Source organism: Bacillus sp. FCW2, from assembly GCF_021228595.1.
Lineage (GTDB): Bacteria > Bacillota > Bacilli > Bacillales > Bacillaceae > Bacillus > Bacillus velezensis.
This window is the reverse complement of record NZ_CP089436.1, coordinates 4,085,126-4,104,818: the sequence shown is the minus strand read 5'-3', so window position 1 is coordinate 4,104,818 and position 19,693 is coordinate 4,085,126. Positions and strand designations below refer to the sequence as shown.

Here is a 19,693-nt window from a genome sequence, read left to right as displayed (position 1 = left end):
GCCAGCCGGGTTTTTTTCTTGCGTTCCATGTGAAACATTTTTCTCCGAAAACGTTTTGAACTGTCTCATTCATGTTTATCCAAAAGACAGCCGAGGTAGACAAGAAATATGAGATCGAACAAGAAGGAGGAACTTGACATGGAAAACTATCCGAAGGAATTCCCGGCGGAATCACAAAACCGCCAGCCGGGCATTGAAAGCGAAATGAATCCGGCGCCTGTTTACGAATACAAAGAATATAAAGGCGCTGATAAATTAAAAGGGAAAACCGCACTTATCACAGGGGGCGACAGCGGTATCGGACGCGCCGTAGCGGTTGCTTACGCGAAGGAAGGCGCAAATGTCGCGATCGTCTATTTTGATGAACATGGTGATGCGGAAGATACAAAAAAACGAGTGGAAGAAGAAGGCGTAAAATGTCTGTTAATCCCTGGCGATGTCGGTGAGGAAGACTTTTGTAATGAAGCCGTTGAAAAAACGGTTGAAGAATTCGGGCGTCTTGATATTCTCGTGAATAACGCCGCGGAACAGCATCCGAAAGAAAGCATTAAAGACATCACAAGCGAGCAGCTTCACAGAACCTTTAAGACAAACTTTTACTCACAATTTTATTTGACTAAAAAAGCGATTGATTACATGAAGCCGGGCAGCGCGATCATCAATACGACATCCATTAATCCTTACACAGGCAATCCGCAGCTGATTGACTACACGGCTACGAAAGGCGCGATTAACGGTTTTACGAGATCCATGGCGCAAGCACTCGTCAACGACGGTATCCGTGTCAACGCCGTGGCGCCGGGGCCGATCTGGACACCGCTTATTCCGGCGACATTCTCAGAAGAAACAGTCGCTTCCTTCGGTCAGACTACGCCGATGGGCCGGGCAGGCCAGCCTGTTGAACATGTCGGCTGCTATGTGCTCTTGGCCTCAGATGAATCATCTTATATGACCGGGCAGACGCTGCATGTCAACGGCGGCAAATTTGTGACCACATAAGGGGGCTGAAGCATGACGATATCGAAACATGACGTGAATGCATACTATCAAAAAGCGGGAATCGTTCTGACTGATGATGAAGTCGAAGACATTCAAATCATGGATTACGGCTTAGACAAGCTTGAGGAAACCGGGCTTCAGCTGTTTATTTACGTGAATACCGACCGCTACTGTTCGAAAGAATTGGTGCTCTTCCCGGGCCAGACGTGTCCGGAACACCGCCATCCGCCGGTCGGCGGCGAGAAGGGAAAACAAGAGACATTCCGCTGCCGCTGGGGGAAGGTGTACCTCTACGTGGAAGGTGAAAAGACAGAGAACCCAAGCGTCCTCCCGCCGGAAGAAGACAAGGAATACTACACCGTCTGGCATGAGATTGTGCTTGAGCCGGGCGGACAATACACCATTCCGCCGGATACGAAGCATTGGTTTCAAGCGGGAGAAGAAGGGGCGGTCATTACGGAAATGTCATCGACAAGCACGGATGATCACGATGTTTTCACCGACCCGCGCATTTAAGGATGAGGCTGCACGCCTCATCTTTTTTTGTATGGAAAAAAATGAATTTACCTGTATAATGGCTAATAAAGGAAAGAAGGTGTGGTCGTGTTTTCCTGTCAAATCCGGGAACATCTGACGATCAGATTGCTTGCCAAAGAAGATACGGACGAATTGTATTCTGTTATGAAGCGAAATCAAAACCATCTCAGCGAATGGCTCAGCTGGGCGGAAGAACTGGCTGATATCGATACGTACCGAGATGTGATCATCCCTGAATGGCGTTATAAATACGCGGAAGAGAATGGGTTTGACGCCGGAATTTTTGTGAAGGGCCGGTTTTGCGGCATGATCAGCATCCATAATGCCGATCCAGTCAATCAAAAAGCAGAGATCGGCTACTGGCTGGATCGAGAGCATGAAGGATTCGGCATTATCACCGCAAGCTGCCGGGCGGTCATCACCCATGCATTTCAGGATCTCGGCCTGAACCGCATCATGATCAGCGCGGCTGAAAAAAACACGAAAAGCAGGGCGGTGGCGGAGCGGCTCGGATTTCAGAAAGAAGGACTGACGAGAGAAGGCATTTTCGTACAGGGCGCCTATCATGACACGGTGACCTACAGCATGCTGAAGCGGGAATGGAGCGAAGATCGGCAGAAGAGCACATTTCTTGGTTTAAATGTCTCCCCAATGTGGAAAAGTAACAGCGGAGACGTTAAAAAGGAGTGATTCTTCATGAATCAAAATGAAATCAAAGAAAAAGTGCTTGAAGTACTGGATCATCATAAAGTCGGTTCGCTTGCGACGGTAGAGCAAGGCAAACCGCATTCACGCTACATGACATTTTTCCATGACGGCTTAACGATTTACACGCCGACGAGCAAAGACACTCATAAAGCGGAAGAAATTGAAAACAATCCGAATGTTCATATTCTGTTAGGGTATGACTGCGAAGGATTCGGTGACGCTTATGTGGAAGTGGCCGGAACCGCCAAACTGAACAACTCAGCCGATTTAAAAGAAAAGCTGTGGGATCCGAAACTGGAACGCTGGTTTGACGGAAAAGACGATCCGAACATGGTGATTCTTGAAATTGAACCGAAGCAGATCAAGCTCATGAACGCGGGTGAAAAAACGCCGGCCGAGCTGGAACTTTAATAAATCATTTGATCATTCAGGGGCAATCTGTTATACTTAATTGCTAAGTGACAACATGCAAATAAAAAAGAAAGTAAACTTCTTTTTTCTGTTTTGATATAGAAGCTTCAGGCTTCAACGGACAGCTTGAAAAAAAGCTGAGCTTATTCTTTTCCTTCTGACATTCGCCCCTAACGAAGAGATGGAAAAAAGACTTTTTGTTTTACAATTCACACCGGCGCGGCTTCGGAGCCGCAGTGACGATTGAGAGGTAGGGCTTTCGTTGTCTTGTGTTCAAGAACTTCCATGGTGTTTACTTTCGAAGAATGATTCTATCGGAACTGTTAATACGAATCACCCGCGGGCTAAGGCGGGCAACCATATATTATTTATTTGCGTAAGAAAAGAATAAGACAAAACCGCGCCGGGCATCCGGGCGGTTTTTTTATGCAACCGGCCGAAACCTCGCCGCAGTCTGCAGAGTCTAATCAGTAGAAAAGATTTGGAGGAATCATACATTGCACGTTATTACTTCACAAGTACTGTTTATCTTCTGTTTTCTGCTGCTGATACATTCGATTGAAACGCTTGCCTATGCAACACGCCTTTCCGGCGCGAGAGTCGGTTTTATCGCGTCCGCGCTGTCATTATTTAATGTCATGGTCATCGTGTCGCGCATGTCAAACATGGTTCAGCAGCCGTTTACCGGACATCTGATTGATGCCGCCGGATCAAACGCCCTGTCTCTTGTGGGCGCCCAGTTTCGATTTTTAATATTCGGCTCCACGGTCGGAACGATACTCGGCATCTGTCTTTTGCCGACATTCGTCGCGTTATTCACCAGGGCGATTATACACTTGGCGGACGGAGGAGGCTCCGTTATGCAGGTATTTAAAAAAGGATTTTCACTGAACGGGCTGAAGCATGCGCGTTCTTATATCAGACTGCCGTCAGTCTCCTATTTAAAGGGGCTTCAATTCCGAATGATCCCGAAACGCTTGTTTGTCATTAATATGGTCATTACGTCTATTTACACGATCGGTGTTCTGTCCGCTCTGTACGCCGGCCTTCTGGCGCCTGAGCACAGCACGACGGCCGTGATGGCATCAGGCTTAATCAACGGAGTTGCGACTATGCTGTTGGCTGTGTTTGTTGATCCGAAAGTTTCCGTACTGGCAGACGATGTGGCGAAGGGCAAGCGCAGCTACGTCTCCTTAAAATGGACATCATTGACGATGGTCACATCAAGGGTCGCGGGCACGCTTCTCGCCCAGCTCGTATTCATCCCCGGCGCTTATTATATCGCCTGGGTGACGAAATGGATGTAACGCATGAAAAAAGCTCCTCTGCAGAAGAGGAGCTTTTTTATTGATAATGTCTCAGGCCGCGATCATAAATAAAATTACCGAACGGAATAAAGGCCGCGATAAAACCGGCGGCTGACCATTTCACATGCCATTTGACAGTAAACGCCGCATACGCCAGCACCGCCAGATAAATGATAAACAAACCGCCGTGAATGGAACCGGCAATAGTGACGGCGAGCGGATGATGAGCCCAATACTTCAGCGGCATCGCGATAAACAGCAGCACCAAAAGCGACATTCCTTCAATAAACCCCATCGTGCGAAGTCTGCCGATCGGCGTGTGTAACATACAGCTCCCTCCTGTCGGACATCTTTTTTCCTCTATACTATAAGCAAAGGGCAGTCCTAATATGACCATTTCGCGTCTGTTCCTAAAAAACCTTCATGATTTCAGCCTGTTGTTCTTGTCATTTTTCGGATTTCTCTTGATAATATAGCCAAAAGGGTAAGGAAGGACTACAGTCATGAAACTAGATAATGTTGATCTGAGCATCATTAAAGAGCTGCAGCGGGACAGCCGCCTGTCCATGCGGGAGCTTGGCAGAAAAATCAAATTGTCAGCCCCGTCCGTCACAGAGCGTGTCAGACAGCTTGAATCCTTCGGCGTTATTAAGCGCTATACATTGGACATTGATCAAAAAAAGATCGGACTTCCCGTTTCCTGCATTGTCGAAGCGACGGTGAAAAACGGAAAATACGATCAATTCAAAACCTACATTCAATCCATTCCCAACATTGAATTTTGTTTTCGGGTCGCCGGCGCGGCGTGTTATATGCTGAAGATGAACGCGGACAGCCTGGAAACGATCGAACACTTCATTAACCGCACCTCTCCGTATGCCCAAACCGTGACCCACGTCATTTTCTCAGAAATTGACACAAAAAACGTCCTCGATTAGAGAGAGCGTGAGGAAGTCTGTTATAATAACAGGATGATTGTGAAAGAAAGAGAAGTGAAAAGCATGTCAAAAACAGTTGTATTAGCTGAAAAACCTTCAGTCGGCCGGGACTTGGCCCGCGTGCTGAAGTGTCATAAAAAAGGAAACGGATATCTTGAAGGCGACCGCTACATCGTCACATGGGCGCTCGGGCATCTGGTAACGCTCGCTGACCCTGAAGGATACGGCAAAGAATTTCAATCATGGCGGCTTGAGGATCTGCCGATTATTCCGGAGCCTTTAAAGCTCGTCGTCATTAAAAAAACAGGAAAACAGTTCAATGCGGTCAAAGCTCAGCTTGTCCGGAAAGACGTCAGCCAGATCGTAATCGCTACAGACGCAGGACGGGAAGGGGAGCTTGTGGCCCGCTGGATTATCGAAAAGGCAAACGTCCGCAAACCGATTAAGCGGCTGTGGATTTCCTCTGTGACAGATAAGGCGATTAAAGAAGGATTCCAGAAGCTCCGCAGCGGCAAAGAGTACGAAAACCTGTATCATTCCGCGGTTGCCAGAGCGGAAGCGGATTGGATCGTCGGCATCAACGCGACCCGCGCCCTGACCACGAAATTTAACGCGCAGCTGTCATGCGGACGCGTCCAGACTCCGACACTGGCGATGATCGCCAAGCGTGAAGCGGACATTCAGGCGTTCAAACCCGTTCCTTATTACGGTCTCCGCGCGGCGGCTGATCAGATGACGCTGACATGGCAGGATAAAAAAACAAAGCAGACAAGAACATTCGATCAGACGGTGACCGGCCGTTTGGCAAAAGATCTGCAAGGAAAGCCGGCAGTCATCTCAGAATTGAAAAAAATGGCGAAGAAAAGCTTCGCACCCGGTCTTTACGACTTGACGGAATTGCAGCGGGACGCTCATAAGCGCTTCGGTTTTTCCGCAAAAGAGACGCTGTCCGTGCTTCAAAAGCTGTATGAACAGCATAAGCTTGTCACTTACCCGCGGACGGATTCCAGATTCCTTTCCGCAGACATCGTACCGACTTTAAAAGACCGTTTAAACGGCATGGAAGTTAGGCCGTACGCACAGTACGTCAATCAAATACTGAAGCGGGGCGTCAAAGCGCATAAAGGATTCGTCAATGATGCGAAAGTATCGGATCACCATGCCATCATTCCGACAGAGGAGCCGCTGATCCTTTCAAGCCTCAGCGACAAAGAACGAAAGCTTTACGATCTGATTGCCAAACGTTTTCTCGCCGTGTTAATGCCGGCGTTCGAATACGAAGAAACAAAGGTTACAGCCGATATCGGCGGCGAAACATTTACCGCAAAAGGGAAAACGGTTCAATCGCCTGGCTGGAAAGCCGTGTATGATATGTACGAGAATGACGACGATCACGAGGAAGACAAAGACCAGACGCTCCCGGATCTTCAGCAGGGTCAGCGCCTCACTGTCTCATCATTGAAAGAAACGAGCGGACAGACGAAACCGCCGGCGCGCTTTAATGAAGGCACGCTGTTATCCGCAATGGAGAACCCAAGCGCCTTTATGCAGGGAGAAGAGAAGAACCTTGTGAAAACATTGGGTGAAACCGGCGGACTCGGAACAGTCGCCACCCGCGCTGATATCATTGAAAAACTGTTCAACAGTTTCTTAATCGAGAAAAAAGAAAAAGATATTTTCATCACGTCAAAAGGGAAGCAGCTCTTACAGCTCGTCCCGGAAGATTTAAAATCGCCGGCCTTAACCGCTGAGTGGGAGCAAAAGCTCTCCGCCATCGCAGCGGGCAAACTGAAATCCGCCGTGTTCATTAAAGACATGAAAACATATGCGGGCAAAACGGTGAAGGAAATCAAAAACAGCAGCCAAACTTTCAGACATGACAACATTTCAGGCACCGCCTGCCCTGATTGCGGCAAAATGATGCTTAAAGTCAACGGCAAACGCGGCACGATGCTCGTATGTCAGGATCGTGAGTGCGGCAGCCGGAAAACGCTGGCAAGAAAAACAAACGCCCGCTGTCCGAACTGTCATAAGAAAATGGAGCTTCGCGGCCAGGGTGAAGGCCAAACCTTCGCATGTGTATGCGGCCACCGGGAGAAACTGTCCGTCTTTGAAAAGCGCAAGGCGAAAGATAAATCCGGACGCGCATCCAAGCGGGACATCAACTCTTATATGAAAAGCCAAAACAAAGAGGAGCCGATGAACAACGCGCTGGCAGAACAGCTGAAAAAACTCGGCCTGGATAAATAGATCAGAGAAAGGCAGCATTTGTAACGAAATGCTGCCTTTTTTTGTGTTTTTTACTGTAATGGGAATACGATCCATGTGAAGAGGGAAAAGGTGAGCAGGCGGTGCTCCCATTTAAAATTTCCCAATGTGAAAAAATGCTAGTATTCTTTTATCGTTTCCTATATAGTAAAAATACTTTGTGAAAAAATAAGATATGGGTCTAAAAAAGGATTTGTAAAATAGGAGGATAGACTGTGAAGCAATTCGTTTTTCGTCTGATGATCCTTTTGATTTCGATCGTTCTGACGGCGGGGTGCGCGGAGGCCGGCACTGAAAAACAGGCGGCGGCCGAACCGCTTCAGCCCGCAGAGCATTTTATTTATCATAAATTGATGAACGGGCGGGGGATGATCCGGACGAACATATCCGGTGAGCCGGAATATTTATCTGAGTCTCTCGGACTATGGATGGCATTTTTGCTGAACAGGAAAGATGAACGGCAGTTTCAAGCGCAATATCAGCTTCTCACCGATTCGTTTCTGACGAAAAACGGGCTCGTGTCGTGGAAGATTGACGGGAATAAAGCGAGCGGCATCAATGCCTTAATTGATGATTTCAGAATCATGAACTGTCTGAATGAGGCCGGAACCCTGTGGGGTAACAGTGAATACGGGAAAACAGCGGTGCAGATCGGGAAGGCGCTGGAAAAATACAATACGAATGACGGGTATTTTACGGATTATTATGATGCCGCTTCAAATGCCGCATCAAAGACCGTGACGTTGTCCTATGTCGACCCCGGCGCCTTACAGATGCTCAGAGAAAAGGGGATTATCGATGAGAAAACGGAAAACCGGAACCTTGATGTTCTCAATCTTGCGCCCCTGAAAAATGGTTTTCTGCCGAAATCGTTCAATACTGAAACAAAGGAATACAAATATGACAGCGAAGTGAATGTCATCGACCAGCTGTACGCCGCCGTGAATCTGAAGCGGGGCGATGACAAAGCCGCCGTGCTGTCAAAATGGATCATAGAAGAATGGAAGTCGCGCGGACAGCTGTACGGACGGTACATCGCAGACACGAAGGAGCCGGCGGTTCAATACGAATCACCGTCCGTTTACGCCCTGGCCGTTCTTTTTTTAGCAGAACAAAAAGCTGATCCGGCTGTCATCAAGCCGCTTTATGAAAGAATGACTTCATTTGAAACACTGGACACGCTGAAACCTGATTACGGCGGCTATATGAGCGGGGGCGATACACATTCTTTCGATAACCTGCTGCCGCTTCTGGCTGAAAGGAAATTGTTTAATGAAAATATCATTCAATGAATCACAAAAACTGTGCAGCTACACAGCAGTTATGCTGGTGCTGCTGTCTTTTTTTATTTACTATGCGTCTCAGCAATCCGCAGGGCTTCTGATAACCTGCATCACATTGCTTGTCACGGGAGCCGGCATATGGTTCGGGGCAATCTACGCGCTCGTCATCACCTTACTCGTCTTATTTGTTCTCGGCAGCCTGCTCCTGTGGTTTCAGACCGGGGGCTTTATGGCGTCTGCCGGTGCCGAAAGTCTGCAGGTGCTGGTCATTTGGGGGATTGCGCTGCTGCTCTTTTCTTACATAGCGGGAAGGATTCACGAGTTGGCGAAGGGGCTTGAGCGCTCAGTGAAACAGCTGCGTGAAGAGATTACGAGCTTTGTCGCCGTCGACAGGGTGACCGGCTTTGACAACCATCTGCGGATGAAGCTGGAGCTTTCCGAGGAAATCAAGCGGGCGGAACGCTACGGCAATTCCTTCGTCTTTTTGCTGCTGCACATGCATTATTTCAAGGAATTCAAATCCCTCTACGGAGAAAAAGAGACCGACCGTCTGCTGGCATTTATCAGCCGCCAAATCCGGTCAAGCGTTCGGGAAACAGACAAAAAATTCAGGCCGTCCGCCGAACGGTTCGGCATCGTGCTGACCCATACGCCTGAAGAAAACATGCCGGCCGTTCTGGCGAAGCTGAAAAAGGAATTGGATACGTACCGGCTGCAAAACGGTAAATACGTCTCCATCACCTTCCGTGTATGTTACTTGGCGTACCGAAAGGATTTACAAACGGCCGAGCAATTTTTAAATGAACTGGAAAACGAGATGATGATGAATGAACTCTAAATGGATACGTCTCTTACTCTCGGCGCTCTTCATGATTTCGGCGGTTTATGTTCCCCTTACGGCGGAAGCAAAAGACAAAAAGGACGGCATTCTCATTATTTATACAAGCACGGACGGCAAAGAAACCGCTGAGGTCAAAATGCTTGATCTGACCGCGGGCCATTTCTCATCAGCCGTCACCGTGAAAAGCGACGGAGACATCACAGCCGCGGACCTCAAAAAGAATCGGCGAGTCATCTATTACGGCGTCACGAAAAAAAAGCTCAGCACATCATTTGTGTCTCTGATCAGCAGCATGCCGCAGCAGCTTATCAGCATCGGCTATAACGCCGGACAGTTCCGCCAATTTGCGGGTTTGTCCCTGACAGAAAAAGAAACGGTATACCGCATTTACAGCAAGAAAGAAAAAACAGACATGCCGCTTGAAAAAGGAATGTCCGTGCTCGGCGTATCGGGAGTAAAAGGAAAGCCCCTTTATACATACCGGTCCGGTGACGGCGGCACCCGCCCTTTTATGTGGAAAACGGCGCGCTCTGACTATTATTTCGGTGTGACGAGCCTGTTAAATGATTCGTTTCTGACGGCGAAAGCGCTGCGCAGCGCTTTCGGAGAATCAGAGGGCGGCACCCTCCTTTACTTGCGGCTTGAAGACATCAGTCCGATGTCAGATGAAACATTGCTTTACGAAGCGGGATCTTACCTGCATAAAAGACACATTCCGTTTATTCTGGCGGTCATTCCGGTCTATCTCAATCCGGAAAACGGAGAAAAAGTATACCTGGCGGACAAGCCGAAAATGGTCAGCGTCCTGAAAAAACTTCAGCAAATGGGCGGCAGCATCATTATTCACGGCTACACGCACGCATACCGATACAGCGAAACGGGAGAAGGCTTTGAATTTTGGGATGCCAAAGCGGATCAGCCGATTACGTCAGAAAATGCGGATGATACTCCGGTCAAGCTTGAAAAGGAACAGGATTTTCCGAATGAAGAAGCGTACCGGGCGTATGTGAAGCCTTTCCGTGAAAAAGAAAACATCTACACGAGAACGAAGCTGGAGCAGGCGATTGACGATCTGACAGAGCTCGGCCTTTACCCGCTGTCATTCGAAGCGCCGCACTATACGATGTCTGAAGAAGGCTACAAAATCGCATCTTCTTATTTCTCCAGCATTTTCGGACAAGTGCAGCTCAGCGGCACGACGTGGAAAACCTCGGGCGCCCCTCCGTTCGTCTCAAAGCCGGCTATGCTGGACGGGATGACGCTGTACCCTGAAACAATCGGTTATGCCGATAACTCAAAGGAAAATCCGCTCGGAGATATGGAGAATCATATTTCGCAGATGATTGATTTCGGCGGCGGAACGGCGGGCGGTTTCTACCATCCGTATCTCGGCATGAAATACCTCCCCGAGCTCGTCAATCAGATGGAGCGGATTCCCGGCGGCGAGTGGCTCGATCTGAAGAAAACGAAGCAAACGGTAACGTCGGACAGCGTCAGGATCAAAACGGACGGAGACGGAACCATTCATGTGGAAAACAAGATTCATCCGATAACGGCCTTTTTCAATCACCATCAGCAGACGCCTCTGGAAAAAGCGCTTTGGATTCTCTCCGGCGTGGTGTTATTGTTTATCATCATGTTCGCCTGCTACGTTCTTTATTTGCGCGCCACATTAAAAAAACGAATCTTTAAGGAGAGAAGGAGCCTTGAGTAACATTCTGTTTTTTATCTCATTAAGTTTAATATGGGTGATGCTTCTCTATCACATGTTTCTGATGCAGGGCGGATTCAGGCATTATATGACCTTCGAACGGAACATTCCGAAATGGCGCGCAAAGATGGGGGAGCTCCCGAAGGTCAGCGTGCTCATTCCCGCGCATAACGAGGAGGTCGTCATCAGGCAGACGCTGAAGGCGATGGTGAACCTGTATTATCCGAAAGACAGGCTTGAGATCATCGTCGTTAACGATAATTCCTCCGACCGGACGGGAGACATCGTCAATGAATTTTCCCGTCAGTATGACTTCATTAAAATGGTCATCACAAAGCCTCCGAACGCCGGAAAAGGAAAATCTTCGGCGCTGAACTCAGGGTTCGCGGAATCGAACGGAGACGTGATCTGCGTGTATGATGCGGACAATACGCCGGAAAAAATGGCGGTGTACTACCTGGTTCTCGGTCTGATGAATGATGAGAAAGCGGGAGCGGTTGTCGGGAAATTCCGTGTCATCAACGCGGCCAAAACGATCCTGACAAAGTTTATCAATATTGAAACCATCTGCTTTCAGTGGATGGCGCAGGGCGGCAGATGGAAATGGTTCAAAATCGCCACCATCCCGGGGACGAACTTCGCGATCAGGCGGAGCATTATCGAACAGCTCGGCGGCTGGGATGATAAGGCGCTGGCGGAGGATACCGAGCTGACCATCCGCGTGTATAATCTCGGCTACCATATCCGCTTTTTCCCGGCGGCCGTGACATGGGAGCAGGAGCCTGAGACATGGAAGGTCTGGTGGCGTCAGCGGACAAGATGGGCGCGCGGCAACCAATACGTCGTTCTCAAGTTTTTATCCCAATTTTTCAAGCTGAAACGCAAGCGGATCATCTTCGATCTGTTTTATTTCTTTTTTACGTATTTTTTGTTTTTCTTCGGTGTGATCATGTCAAACACGATTTTTATCATCAATCTTTTTTACGACCTGCATCTGGCAGTCGGGTTTTTGGCGATGATTTTGTGGATACTGGCCTTTTTCCTGTTTATGACTGAGGTCATGATTACTTTAAGCATTGAAAAAACAGAAATGAACAAACAAAACTTCTTTATCGTATTTCTGATGTACTTTACATACTCTCAGGCTTGGATCGTGCTCGTCATCTGGTCATTATTCACAGAGATCAAGCACCGCTTGTTCAAGCAGGAAGTCAAGTGGTACAAAACGGAGCGATACAATCAAAATAAAAGCGGGTGACCTTTTTGAAAAAAGCGATCATATTGATAACCGGCCTTTTGCTATTGATGTATAACGGGCAGGCGGCCGCGGCCCGGGAACTGAAAACGGACGGTTCCGCCCTCGGAACAAGCGCCGGCGCAAAAGAGCAGCAGGCGCTGACTGGCGATCTGATGACACTGTACGGGGCGAAAGACAGCGCAGAGCTGACCTATCAGATTCCTGCGGGAGCTTCGAATGCCGATCAGTCGCTTCTGATTGATTACGAGGCGTCAAACTTATTAATTGCCCCGTCTTCTTTAACCATCGCCATTGATGATGAACCCGTCAAATCCATAAAGCTTGACGGCAGTTCCAAGAGGAAAACGGTGAAGCTCAATCTCAGCAAAAGCCAATCCGCCCAAGGCTATCACAATGTATCATTACGATTTTACGGCGTATTAAAAGAGGGCGTCTGCGTCAGGCAGGATACGTCAGGCAACTGGATAAAAATTTATCCGGACAGCCGCCTTGTGCTTTCAGAAGCAAGCAAGTCAAAGGGAGCGGATCTCGGCCATTTCCCGTATCCGTTTGCCCAATCAGGCAATACGGGTGAAGAAACCGATATTATTCTTCCTGACAAACCGACCTCGGCGGAAGCTGAAGCCGCAGTCAAAACAGAAGCATTTCTGAAAACGGCAGACAGCAGGCTGAAGGTATCCTATGTAAAAGAATCCGACGCCGGCAAAATCAGCAATCCGTCAATTGTCATCGGCGCTGATCAACATTGGAACGGGAAAATAAAAGAACTTTTCGAACAGGGGAACATCAAAGCGGAAGACAACAAACTTCTTCTCGCTGAACGGGTTCTGACATCAGGGGACAAACGGCAGCCCGTCCTGTTTGTCACGGCGCAATCAGACAAAACGCTGGCGGATAAAATCCGCGTCATCACAGACAGCGCTTATTCAGCTCAGCTGGGCGGAGATACTTTGACAATCGGCCGCCTTCAGCCCGCTGCGGAAAAGACAGGCAATAAACTGACATTAGAGGACTTCGGCGCGGGAAATGTAACGGTCGGATCAAACAAAACGGCGTCAGAGCACTTCTTTTACCCTGCGGCGGCCGCTGTTGATAAAGACGGTAAGGTCAAGCTTTCACTTACATTAAAAACGTCGGAATCGATCCGGACGAAGGCGGATTCAGCAAATGACGCCGAGAGAGCGGAGCTGAACGTCATGGTCAACGGACAGCCGAATGCGGTGCGTCTTGATGATCTCGGCAATAAAGATAAAGACGGCTTTTACCACGTCTCAATCCCGATTGATCCGAAGCTTTTGCGAAGCAGCAGGTACATTGATCTGCAATTTGTCACATCAGGCTTGAAACATAACAATCCGTGTATCGACCGTGACGAAAACAAATGGGTCTATATTGATAAAAGCAGCACGCTGACGTATCCGGTAAGCGATGCGGCGCAGAAAGCTGATTTCGGGCAATGGCCGCTCCCGTTTGCGGGCGGCGGGAAAGAGAAAACAGTGATCGTCATCCCGGATGACGTAAACATGCAGACACTGAAAGAGCTTTCTCTGGTGGCGGATTCATTCGGAAACGGCTTTACCGTAAAGACGGCATCAGACATGAAGGAAGCGGATGCCAAAGGCCGGAATGTTGTGTTTATCGGAGGCCTGCCGCAAATTCCGCTTTTGAAATCAAACGCCTCTAAGCTTCTCGTGCCCTCAGACCGCAGCGGCGCGTACGATGTTTCTTCGTTTCAGATGCTGAATGAGACAACGAAACAAGTCGCGTTTACCCAGGAATCACCTTGGGACTCCGGCCGGAGCATCGCTGTTTTTGCTCCGTTATCAGGCAGCGGCGCGTCTGTCACAAAAGAGCTGATCAGCTTTTTAGACAGCACAAGCGATGCCGCAACCGTCATTAACGAAACGGCCGGCCGGCAGCTGTTTTCGAATCATCAGCAAATTAAGTCCGATGACAGCAGTCCGGCGGCTGATACGAAAAGCGGGTCCGCAGCACTGAACGTTACGTATATCGCTGTTTTCGCGGCGCTTATGATCATTGCGGCCGGCCTGATCTGGCTGACGGCAAGAAGGAAAAAAAGAAAAACGGATCATGAAAAAAGCGAAGAGTAATGAAGGAAAAAGAGGCTGTTAACAGGCCTCTTTTTTTGTATTTTTATTTCCATTTTTGGCGGTGATTTTTTTATTTTTGAAACAGCATAAAAGCCCCTTTACAACTGAACGGGACGGGAGTATGATCTCTTTTATAATCTATATCGCTTAATCTGTAATCAGAGCGGGGGAACCAATTTGCGGCGCGTGATGCCGCTTGGGGTGAATCCTTTTTCAGGTAGGGCCAACTCTCATCAGCCCGAATCCGACAGCTAACCTCGTAAGCGTTCATGAGAGGAGATGAATGAAACCTGTGCACGATTATGGCGCAGGGGCATCCGTTTGCCTCTGTGTCTTTTTGCTGTGCTGAAATATGGCATGCAATCGTTATTCGGAGACATCATAGCAGTAAGGGTTTGTAAATCAAACGGAAAATGAAAAAAAGGGGAAAACAACAAATGTACCATTCAATCAAAAGATTTTTGATTGGGAAACCGCTGAAATCACAGGCAGCCGGAGAGCAGAAACTCACGAAACTCAAGGCGCTCGCCATGCTTTCTTCAGACGCGCTGTCATCAGTTGCTTACGGAACGGAACAGATTCTGATCATTTTGGCTGCGGTAAGCGCGGCCGCGTTTTGGTATTCCATTCCGATCGCAGCCGGTGTCCTCACTTTGCTGCTTGCTTTGATTCTGTCCTACAGACAGATTATTTACGCTTATCCGCAAGGCGGGGGCGCTTATATGGTTTCAAAAGAAAACCTTGGTGAGAAGCCGGGTCTGATTGCGGGCGGCTCATTGCTTGTTGATTATATTCTGACGGTGGCGGTAAGCATTTCTGCCGGAACTGACGCCATTACATCGGCATTTCCGGCCCTGCACCCGTATCATTTGCTCATTGCTGTTTTGCTTGTAATTCTGATTATGATTTTAAATTTGAGAGGACTGTCAGAGTCGGCGTCCATTTTGGCGTATCCCGTCTATCTGTTTGTGGCGGCGCTTGTCCTTTTGATCGTCGTCGGACTGTTTAAGCTCATGACGGGCCAGGTTCATCCGGCCGAACACACGCCGATCGGCACACCCGTGGCGGGCATCACGCTGTTTTTGCTGCTGAAGGCCTTTTCATCCGGCTGTTCGGCACTGACCGGTGTGGAAGCCATTTCAAACGCGATCCCGGCCTTTAAAAATCCTCCGGCAAAAAACGCGGCCCGCACTTTGGCCATGATGGGGATTCTGCTGGCGATCTTATTTACGGGGATTACGGTGCTGGCGTACGGATACGGCACGGGACCGAAGCATGACGAGACCGTTATTTCGCAAATCGCCGCGGAAACTTTCGGCCGCCATACGGTGTATTATTTCATTCAAGGCGTTACATCCTTGATTCTCGTGCTTGCGGCGAATACGGGCTTTTCCGCTTTTCCGCAGCTGGCGTTTAATTTAGCGCGCGATCAGTATATGCCGAGAATGTTTACGGTACGAGGCGACCGATTAGGATTTTCAAACGGAATCATCTTTCTCGGTATCGCGTCCATCTTGCTCATTCTTTTATTCGGCGGCCGCACGGAACATTTAATTCCGCTTTATGCCGTCGGCGTGTTCATTCCGTTTACGCTGTCGCAGACGGGAATGTGCATCAAGTGGATCAGGCAGAAGCCGAAGGGCTGGGCGGTAAAAATGCTGATCAACTCATGCGGCGCCGCCATTTCATTTATGGTGCTGTGTATTTTATTCGCGACGAAGTTCAATCTTGTCTGGCCGGTGCTGTTATTCATGCCTGCTGTCGTCATGCTGTTTTTCGTCATTAAAAATCACTACACCGCGGTCGGCGAACAGCTGCGGGTCGTTGATCAGCAGCCTGAGGAAATCAGGGGAACCGTCGTCATCGTGCCTGTCGCCGGTGTCACCACCGTCGTCCAAAAATCGATTCAGTATGCGAAATCATTATCGGATCAGGTCATTGCGGTTCATGTTTCCTTTGACAGAGAAAACGAAAAAAAGGTGGAAAAGCGCTGGGAAGAGCTTCATAACGGCGTCCGCCTCGTCACCCTGCATTCCTCATACCGCAGTCTGGTTCACCCGTTTGATAAATTTTTGGAAACGGTCGAACAAAAAGCGAAAAAAGAACAGTTCTCCGTGATGGTGCTGTTTCCGCAATTCATTACGAAAAAACGCTGGCAGACCATCCTTCACAACCAATCAGCCTTCTTGCTCCGAGTCCGGCTGTTTTGGAAGAAGGACATAATCGTCGCCACCCTGCCGTATCATTTTAAAAAGTAACGGCAAAGACCGCAGGCTGAAATGCCGCGGTCTTTTTTGTAAAGGAGGACGACATGCCACAAGGCGCTTTTGTCATCATTCAAGATGACAATCTGGACATATTGCTCGTAAAGCGAAAAGACGTTCCATTATGGGATTTGCCCGGGGGCAGGATTGAAGAAGGTGAAACACCTGAATCCGCAGCCATCAGAGAGGCCTGTGAAGAAACCGGTTATAACGTGACCATCCTGCAAAAAGCCGGTGAGTATGAAAGGCCGGCATTTGAAGATACACAACATGTCTTCATCGGAGCCATTACCGGAGGAACACCGCTGATGAACGGGCCGGAAACCGCCGCTTTACGCTGGTTTTGTCCTAATCGGCTGCCGCTGTTCATGGTGCCGAACAGAAAACGGCAAATAAAAGACGGACTCAATGGGGCGGCAAATCATAAGGCAGTCCTTAAAGACCGGAATCTGTTATCCATCCTTGATCTGCTGAGAAAAAAGCTGAGAGTATAGCCCGTGTTTCAACCCGTTTGAAAAAGGGGATGAATACAGGTAAAAGGAGGATGCAGTATGCCAAGTAAAACAGCAGGACACGTAATGACGGAGCTGCTTGAACAATGGGGAGTCGGTCATATATACGGCATTCCCGGAGACAGCATTAATGAATTTATCGAAGAACTGAGACATGAACGAAATAACCTGACATTCATCCAAACCCGGCACGAAGAAGTCGCAGCCCTGGCTGCCGCGGCTGAGGCAAAACTGACCGGGCAGATCGGTGTCTGCCTTTCAATCGCAGGACCGGGGGCCGTTCATCTGCTGAACGGTTTATACGACGCCAAAGCGGACGGTGTTCCGGTGCTGGCGATTGCGGGACAGGTTGCCTCAGATGAAATCGGCCGTGACAGCTTTCAGGAAATCAAATTAGAGCAAATGTTTGAGGACGTGGCGGTGTTCAACCAGCAAGTACATACGGCAGAAGCGCTGCCCGATCTTCTGAATCAGGCGATCCGCACGGCTTACAGCAAAAAAGGCGTTGCCGTTTTAACCGTTTCTGATGATTTATTCGCGCAAAAAATCAAACGGGAGCCGGTTTACACATCGCCGATATACCTCAAAGCTGATATAGAGCCGAAAAAAGAACATCTCGTGACATGCGCGCAATATATTAACAACGCAAAAAAACCGGTCATTCTCGCCGGCCAAGGGTTAAAATCGGCAAAAGAGGAGCTGCTCGCATTCGCTGATAAAGCGGCCGCTCCGATTGTGATTACCCTTCCGGCAAAAGGTGTCGTGCCTGACAGCCATCCCCACTTTCTCGGGAATCTCGGGCAAATCGGCACAAAGCCCGCCTACGAAGCAATGGAGGAATGCGATCTGCTGATCATGCTCGGCACATCGTTCCCATACAGGGATTATCTCCCGGATGATACGCCTGCCATTCAGCTTGATTCGGATCCGGCGAAAATCGGCAAGCGCTATCCCGTCAATGCGGGAATCGTCAGTGATGCGGCTCTGGGGCTGAAAGAGCTGACGGAATACATTGAATATAAAGAAGACAGAAGATTTTTGGACGCCTGCACCGAGCACATGAAGCATTGGTGGAAGGAAATCGAAAAGGATGAAACCGAAGCGACTCATCCGCTCAAGCCGCAGCAGGTCATTGCCCGGCTTCAGGATGCGGCCGCAGAGAACGCCGTCCTGTCAGTGGATGTCGGAACGGTTACGGCGTGGATGGCCCGCCATTTTAAGATGAAGAAGCAGGACTTTATCGTCTCAAGCTGGCTCGCCACGATGGGATGCGGGCTTCCGGGAGCGATTGCCGCAAGCCTTGCTGAACCTGAGCGGCAGTCCATCGCCATTTGCGGAGACGGCGGATTTTCAATGGTGATGCAGGATCTGCCGACGGCTGTTAAATACAAACTGCCGATTACGGTTGTCGTTTTAAACAACGAAAATTTAGGCATGATTGAATATGAACAGCGGGTCAAAGGCAACATTGACTACGTCACCCAGCTGCAAAATATGGATTACGCCGCCTTTGCAGAAAGCTGCGGGGCAAAAGGCATCAAAGTGACGAAACACGAGGAATTGGCTCCCGCTTTTCATGAAGCGCTCAACTCAAATGAGCCGGTCGTCATCGACGCCGTCATCGGCGACGAGCCGCCGCTTCCGGGAAAAATCACTTACGGCCAAGCGAAGGGCTTCAGCAAATACATGCTGAAAAACTTCTTTGAAAACCAAAAAATCGAAATGCCGTCACTCAAGAAAAGCTTAAAACGGCTGTTTTAAGAAGCCGGCGGTTATAAAAAAATAAACAGGCAGCATGCCTGTTTATTTTTTTAGGCTTTCTTATTGATGATTATTTCTTTACTGACCCCTTCCATGGTAAGGAAGTGGTCAGCAGTTTGAACCCGCTTGGAAGCTTAGAGGACGGGAACCGTAACCGAAAGTATATCGTATTAAAATCTGCGGAAACGGTAAAGAAAATCGTAAAATCTGCAGCTAGCAAGCGATGGCTGATAAAAAAGCTTTTGGAGGGCCAGGACAGTTCATAACAAACGTGGTTCGCACATTAGCATCGCACAGCCCTTATCAGCAAAAACAGGAACAAAGACTGGCGTGGCGACGTACACCGTCAAGAAGGGAGATGTCCTCCCTGTAATTGCACAGAAAACTGCCGTAAACATGGCCACCATCCAGAGATTGAACAGTATCAAGGACCCGAATTTTATCAAAGTCGGCCAAGTATTAAAGCTGACGGACTCGGCCAGCTCTCCAACAAAAGGAAAAAAATCATCTTACACGCTGCCATCGGGCGTTTTTAAAGTGACAAGCCCCTTAACTAAGGGAACGGCCGTGAAACAGATCCAGACAGCTTTGGCGGCTCTCTATTATTATCCGGACAAAGGGGCAAAGAACAACGGAATAGATGGCTATTAAGGTTCGAAAACAGCAAACGCGGTCAAACGATTCCAGTCCATGTATGGACTGCCTGCTGACGGCATTTACGGGCCGAAAACGAAAGCAAGGCTTGGAGAAATGTTAAAAAGGGAATAAAAAAGCAGGCTCTAAA

General features: G+C 48.8%; 16 protein-coding genes, 1 pseudogene and 1 riboswitch. Of the genes and pseudogenes, 16 read left to right on the top strand and 1 reads right to left on the bottom strand.

Going from position 1 to position 19,693, the window contains the following annotated elements; genetic code table 11:
• Nucleotides 1-138: 138 nt before the first annotated feature.
• The 5 genes from K3G25_RS20380 to K3G25_RS20360 all read left to right on the top strand — a co-directional run bounded on the left by K3G25_RS20380 (nt 139) and on the right by K3G25_RS20360 (nt 3,962).
• Nucleotides 139-999 carry an SDR family oxidoreductase gene (locus K3G25_RS20380; protein WP_007410307.1) on the top strand — a complete coding sequence of 287 codons (861 nt, stop codon included), beginning with the start codon at nt 139-141 and terminating at the stop codon, nt 997-999.
• A gap of 12 nt (nt 1,000-1,011) precedes the next feature.
• Nucleotides 1,012-1,515 (top strand): D-lyxose/D-mannose family sugar isomerase, encoded by a 504-nt coding sequence (locus K3G25_RS20375; RefSeq protein ID WP_021495101.1) that lies wholly within the window; start codon nt 1,012-1,014, stop codon nt 1,513-1,515.
• A gap of 87 nt (nt 1,516-1,602) precedes the next feature.
• Nucleotides 1,603-2,226 carry a GNAT family N-acetyltransferase gene (locus tag K3G25_RS20370; protein ID WP_022552606.1) on the top strand — a complete coding sequence of 208 codons (624 nt, stop codon included), beginning with the start codon at nt 1,603-1,605 and terminating at the stop codon, nt 2,224-2,226.
• A 6-nt stretch (nt 2,227-2,232) separates the two neighbouring features.
• Nucleotides 2,233-2,655, top strand: coding sequence for a pyridoxamine 5'-phosphate oxidase family protein (locus K3G25_RS20365; protein WP_029974297.1), 423 nt, complete (start codon nt 2,233-2,235; stop codon nt 2,653-2,655).
• A gap of 497 nt (nt 2,656-3,152) precedes the next feature.
• Nucleotides 3,153-3,962: a lipid II flippase Amj gene (locus K3G25_RS20360; RefSeq protein ID WP_014416933.1), complete on the top strand. Its 810-nt coding sequence runs from the start codon at nt 3,153-3,155 to the stop codon at nt 3,960-3,962.
• 37 nt (nt 3,963-3,999) lie between these two features.
• Here the strand turns inward: K3G25_RS20360 and K3G25_RS20355 are convergent, their stop codons facing one another.
• Nucleotides 4,000-4,290, bottom strand: coding sequence for a DUF3817 domain-containing protein (locus K3G25_RS20355; RefSeq protein WP_007410179.1), 291 nt, complete (start codon nt 4,288-4,290; stop codon nt 4,000-4,002).
• A 175-nt stretch (nt 4,291-4,465) separates the two neighbouring features.
• Between K3G25_RS20355 and K3G25_RS20350 the strand changes: the two genes are divergently transcribed.
• The 11 genes and pseudogenes from K3G25_RS20350 to K3G25_RS20930 form a co-directional block, all read left to right on the top strand.
• Complete coding sequence (locus K3G25_RS20350) at nt 4,466-4,900, top strand: transcriptional regulator LrpC (protein ID WP_007410180.1); 435 nt, start codon at nt 4,466-4,468, stop codon at nt 4,898-4,900.
• A 63-nt stretch (nt 4,901-4,963) separates the two neighbouring features.
• On the top strand, nt 4,964-7,150 hold the full coding sequence (locus K3G25_RS20345) for a DNA topoisomerase III (protein ID WP_038461743.1): 2,187 nt from the start codon (nt 4,964-4,966) through the stop codon (nt 7,148-7,150).
• Between the two features lie 233 nt (nt 7,151-7,383).
• Nucleotides 7,384-8,460, top strand: coding sequence for a lipoprotein YdaJ (locus K3G25_RS20340; RefSeq protein ID WP_110124525.1), 1,077 nt, complete (start codon nt 7,384-7,386; stop codon nt 8,458-8,460).
• A complete protein-coding gene (locus K3G25_RS20335) occupies nt 8,441-9,289 on the top strand; it encodes a diguanylate cyclase domain-containing protein (RefSeq protein WP_014416937.1) in 849 nt (282 codons plus the stop codon). The genes K3G25_RS20340 and K3G25_RS20335 overlap by 20 nt, the downstream gene beginning before the upstream one ends.
• Nucleotides 9,279-11,006 (top strand): DUF2334 domain-containing protein, encoded by a 1,728-nt coding sequence (locus tag K3G25_RS20330; RefSeq protein WP_205160969.1) that lies wholly within the window; start codon nt 9,279-9,281, stop codon nt 11,004-11,006. The genes K3G25_RS20335 and K3G25_RS20330 overlap by 11 nt, the downstream gene beginning before the upstream one ends.
• A complete protein-coding gene (locus K3G25_RS20325; protein ID WP_017419244.1) occupies nt 10,999-12,261 on the top strand; it encodes a glycosyltransferase family 2 protein in 1,263 nt (420 codons plus the stop codon). The genes K3G25_RS20330 and K3G25_RS20325 overlap by 8 nt, the downstream gene beginning before the upstream one ends.
• Nucleotides 12,262-12,266: 5 nt before the next feature.
• Nucleotides 12,267-14,372: a cellulose biosynthesis cyclic di-GMP-binding regulatory protein BcsB gene (locus K3G25_RS20320; RefSeq protein WP_232489501.1), complete on the top strand. Its 2,106-nt coding sequence runs from the start codon at nt 12,267-12,269 to the stop codon at nt 14,370-14,372.
• Between the two features lie 134 nt (nt 14,373-14,506).
• Nucleotides 14,507-14,653: riboswitch (cyclic di-AMP (ydaO/yuaA leader) on the top strand.
• A gap of 156 nt (nt 14,654-14,809) precedes the next feature.
• On the top strand, nt 14,810-16,630 hold the full coding sequence (locus tag K3G25_RS20315; protein ID WP_232489500.1) for an APC family permease: 1,821 nt from the start codon (nt 14,810-14,812) through the stop codon (nt 16,628-16,630).
• Nucleotides 16,631-16,683: 53 nt separating this feature from the next.
• Nucleotides 16,684-17,130, top strand: a complete 447-nt coding sequence (locus K3G25_RS20310; protein ID WP_232489499.1) for an NUDIX hydrolase — start codon at nt 16,684-16,686, stop codon at nt 17,128-17,130.
• 57 nt (nt 17,131-17,187) lie between these two features.
• Nucleotides 17,188-18,909: a pyruvate oxidase gene (locus K3G25_RS20305; RefSeq protein WP_232489498.1), complete on the top strand. Its 1,722-nt coding sequence runs from the start codon at nt 17,188-17,190 to the stop codon at nt 18,907-18,909.
• A 504-nt stretch (nt 18,910-19,413) separates the two neighbouring features.
• Nucleotides 19,414-19,677 (top strand): annotated as a pseudogene (locus K3G25_RS20930) (peptidoglycan-binding protein); the annotation flags it as partial.
• Nucleotides 19,678-19,693 lie beyond the last annotated feature (16 nt).

Coding starts and splice junctions, on each gene's coding strand:
- K3G25_RS20345 (WP_038461743.1), top strand. CDS start 4,964: ATGTCAAAAACAGTTGTATTAGCTGAAAAACCTTCAGTCGGCCGGGAC.
- K3G25_RS20375 (WP_021495101.1), top strand. CDS start 1,012: ATGACGATATCGAAACATGACGTGAATGCATACTATCAAAAAGCGGGA.
- K3G25_RS20305 (WP_232489498.1), top strand. CDS start 17,188: ATGCCAAGTAAAACAGCAGGACACGTAATGACGGAGCTGCTTGAACAA.
- K3G25_RS20310 (WP_232489499.1), top strand. CDS start 16,684: ATGCCACAAGGCGCTTTTGTCATCATTCAAGATGACAATCTGGACATA.
- K3G25_RS20380 (WP_007410307.1), top strand. CDS start 139: ATGGAAAACTATCCGAAGGAATTCCCGGCGGAATCACAAAACCGCCAG.
- K3G25_RS20315 (WP_232489500.1), top strand. CDS start 14,810: ATGTACCATTCAATCAAAAGATTTTTGATTGGGAAACCGCTGAAATCA.
- K3G25_RS20365 (WP_029974297.1), top strand. CDS start 2,233: ATGAATCAAAATGAAATCAAAGAAAAAGTGCTTGAAGTACTGGATCAT.
- K3G25_RS20335 (WP_014416937.1), top strand. CDS start 8,441: ATGAAAATATCATTCAATGAATCACAAAAACTGTGCAGCTACACAGCA.
- K3G25_RS20330 (WP_205160969.1), top strand. CDS start 9,279: ATGAACTCTAAATGGATACGTCTCTTACTCTCGGCGCTCTTCATGATT.
- K3G25_RS20350 (WP_007410180.1), top strand. CDS start 4,466: ATGAAACTAGATAATGTTGATCTGAGCATCATTAAAGAGCTGCAGCGG.
- K3G25_RS20355 (WP_007410179.1), bottom strand. CDS start 4,290: ATGTTACACACGCCGATCGGCAGACTTCGCACGATGGGGTTTATTGAA.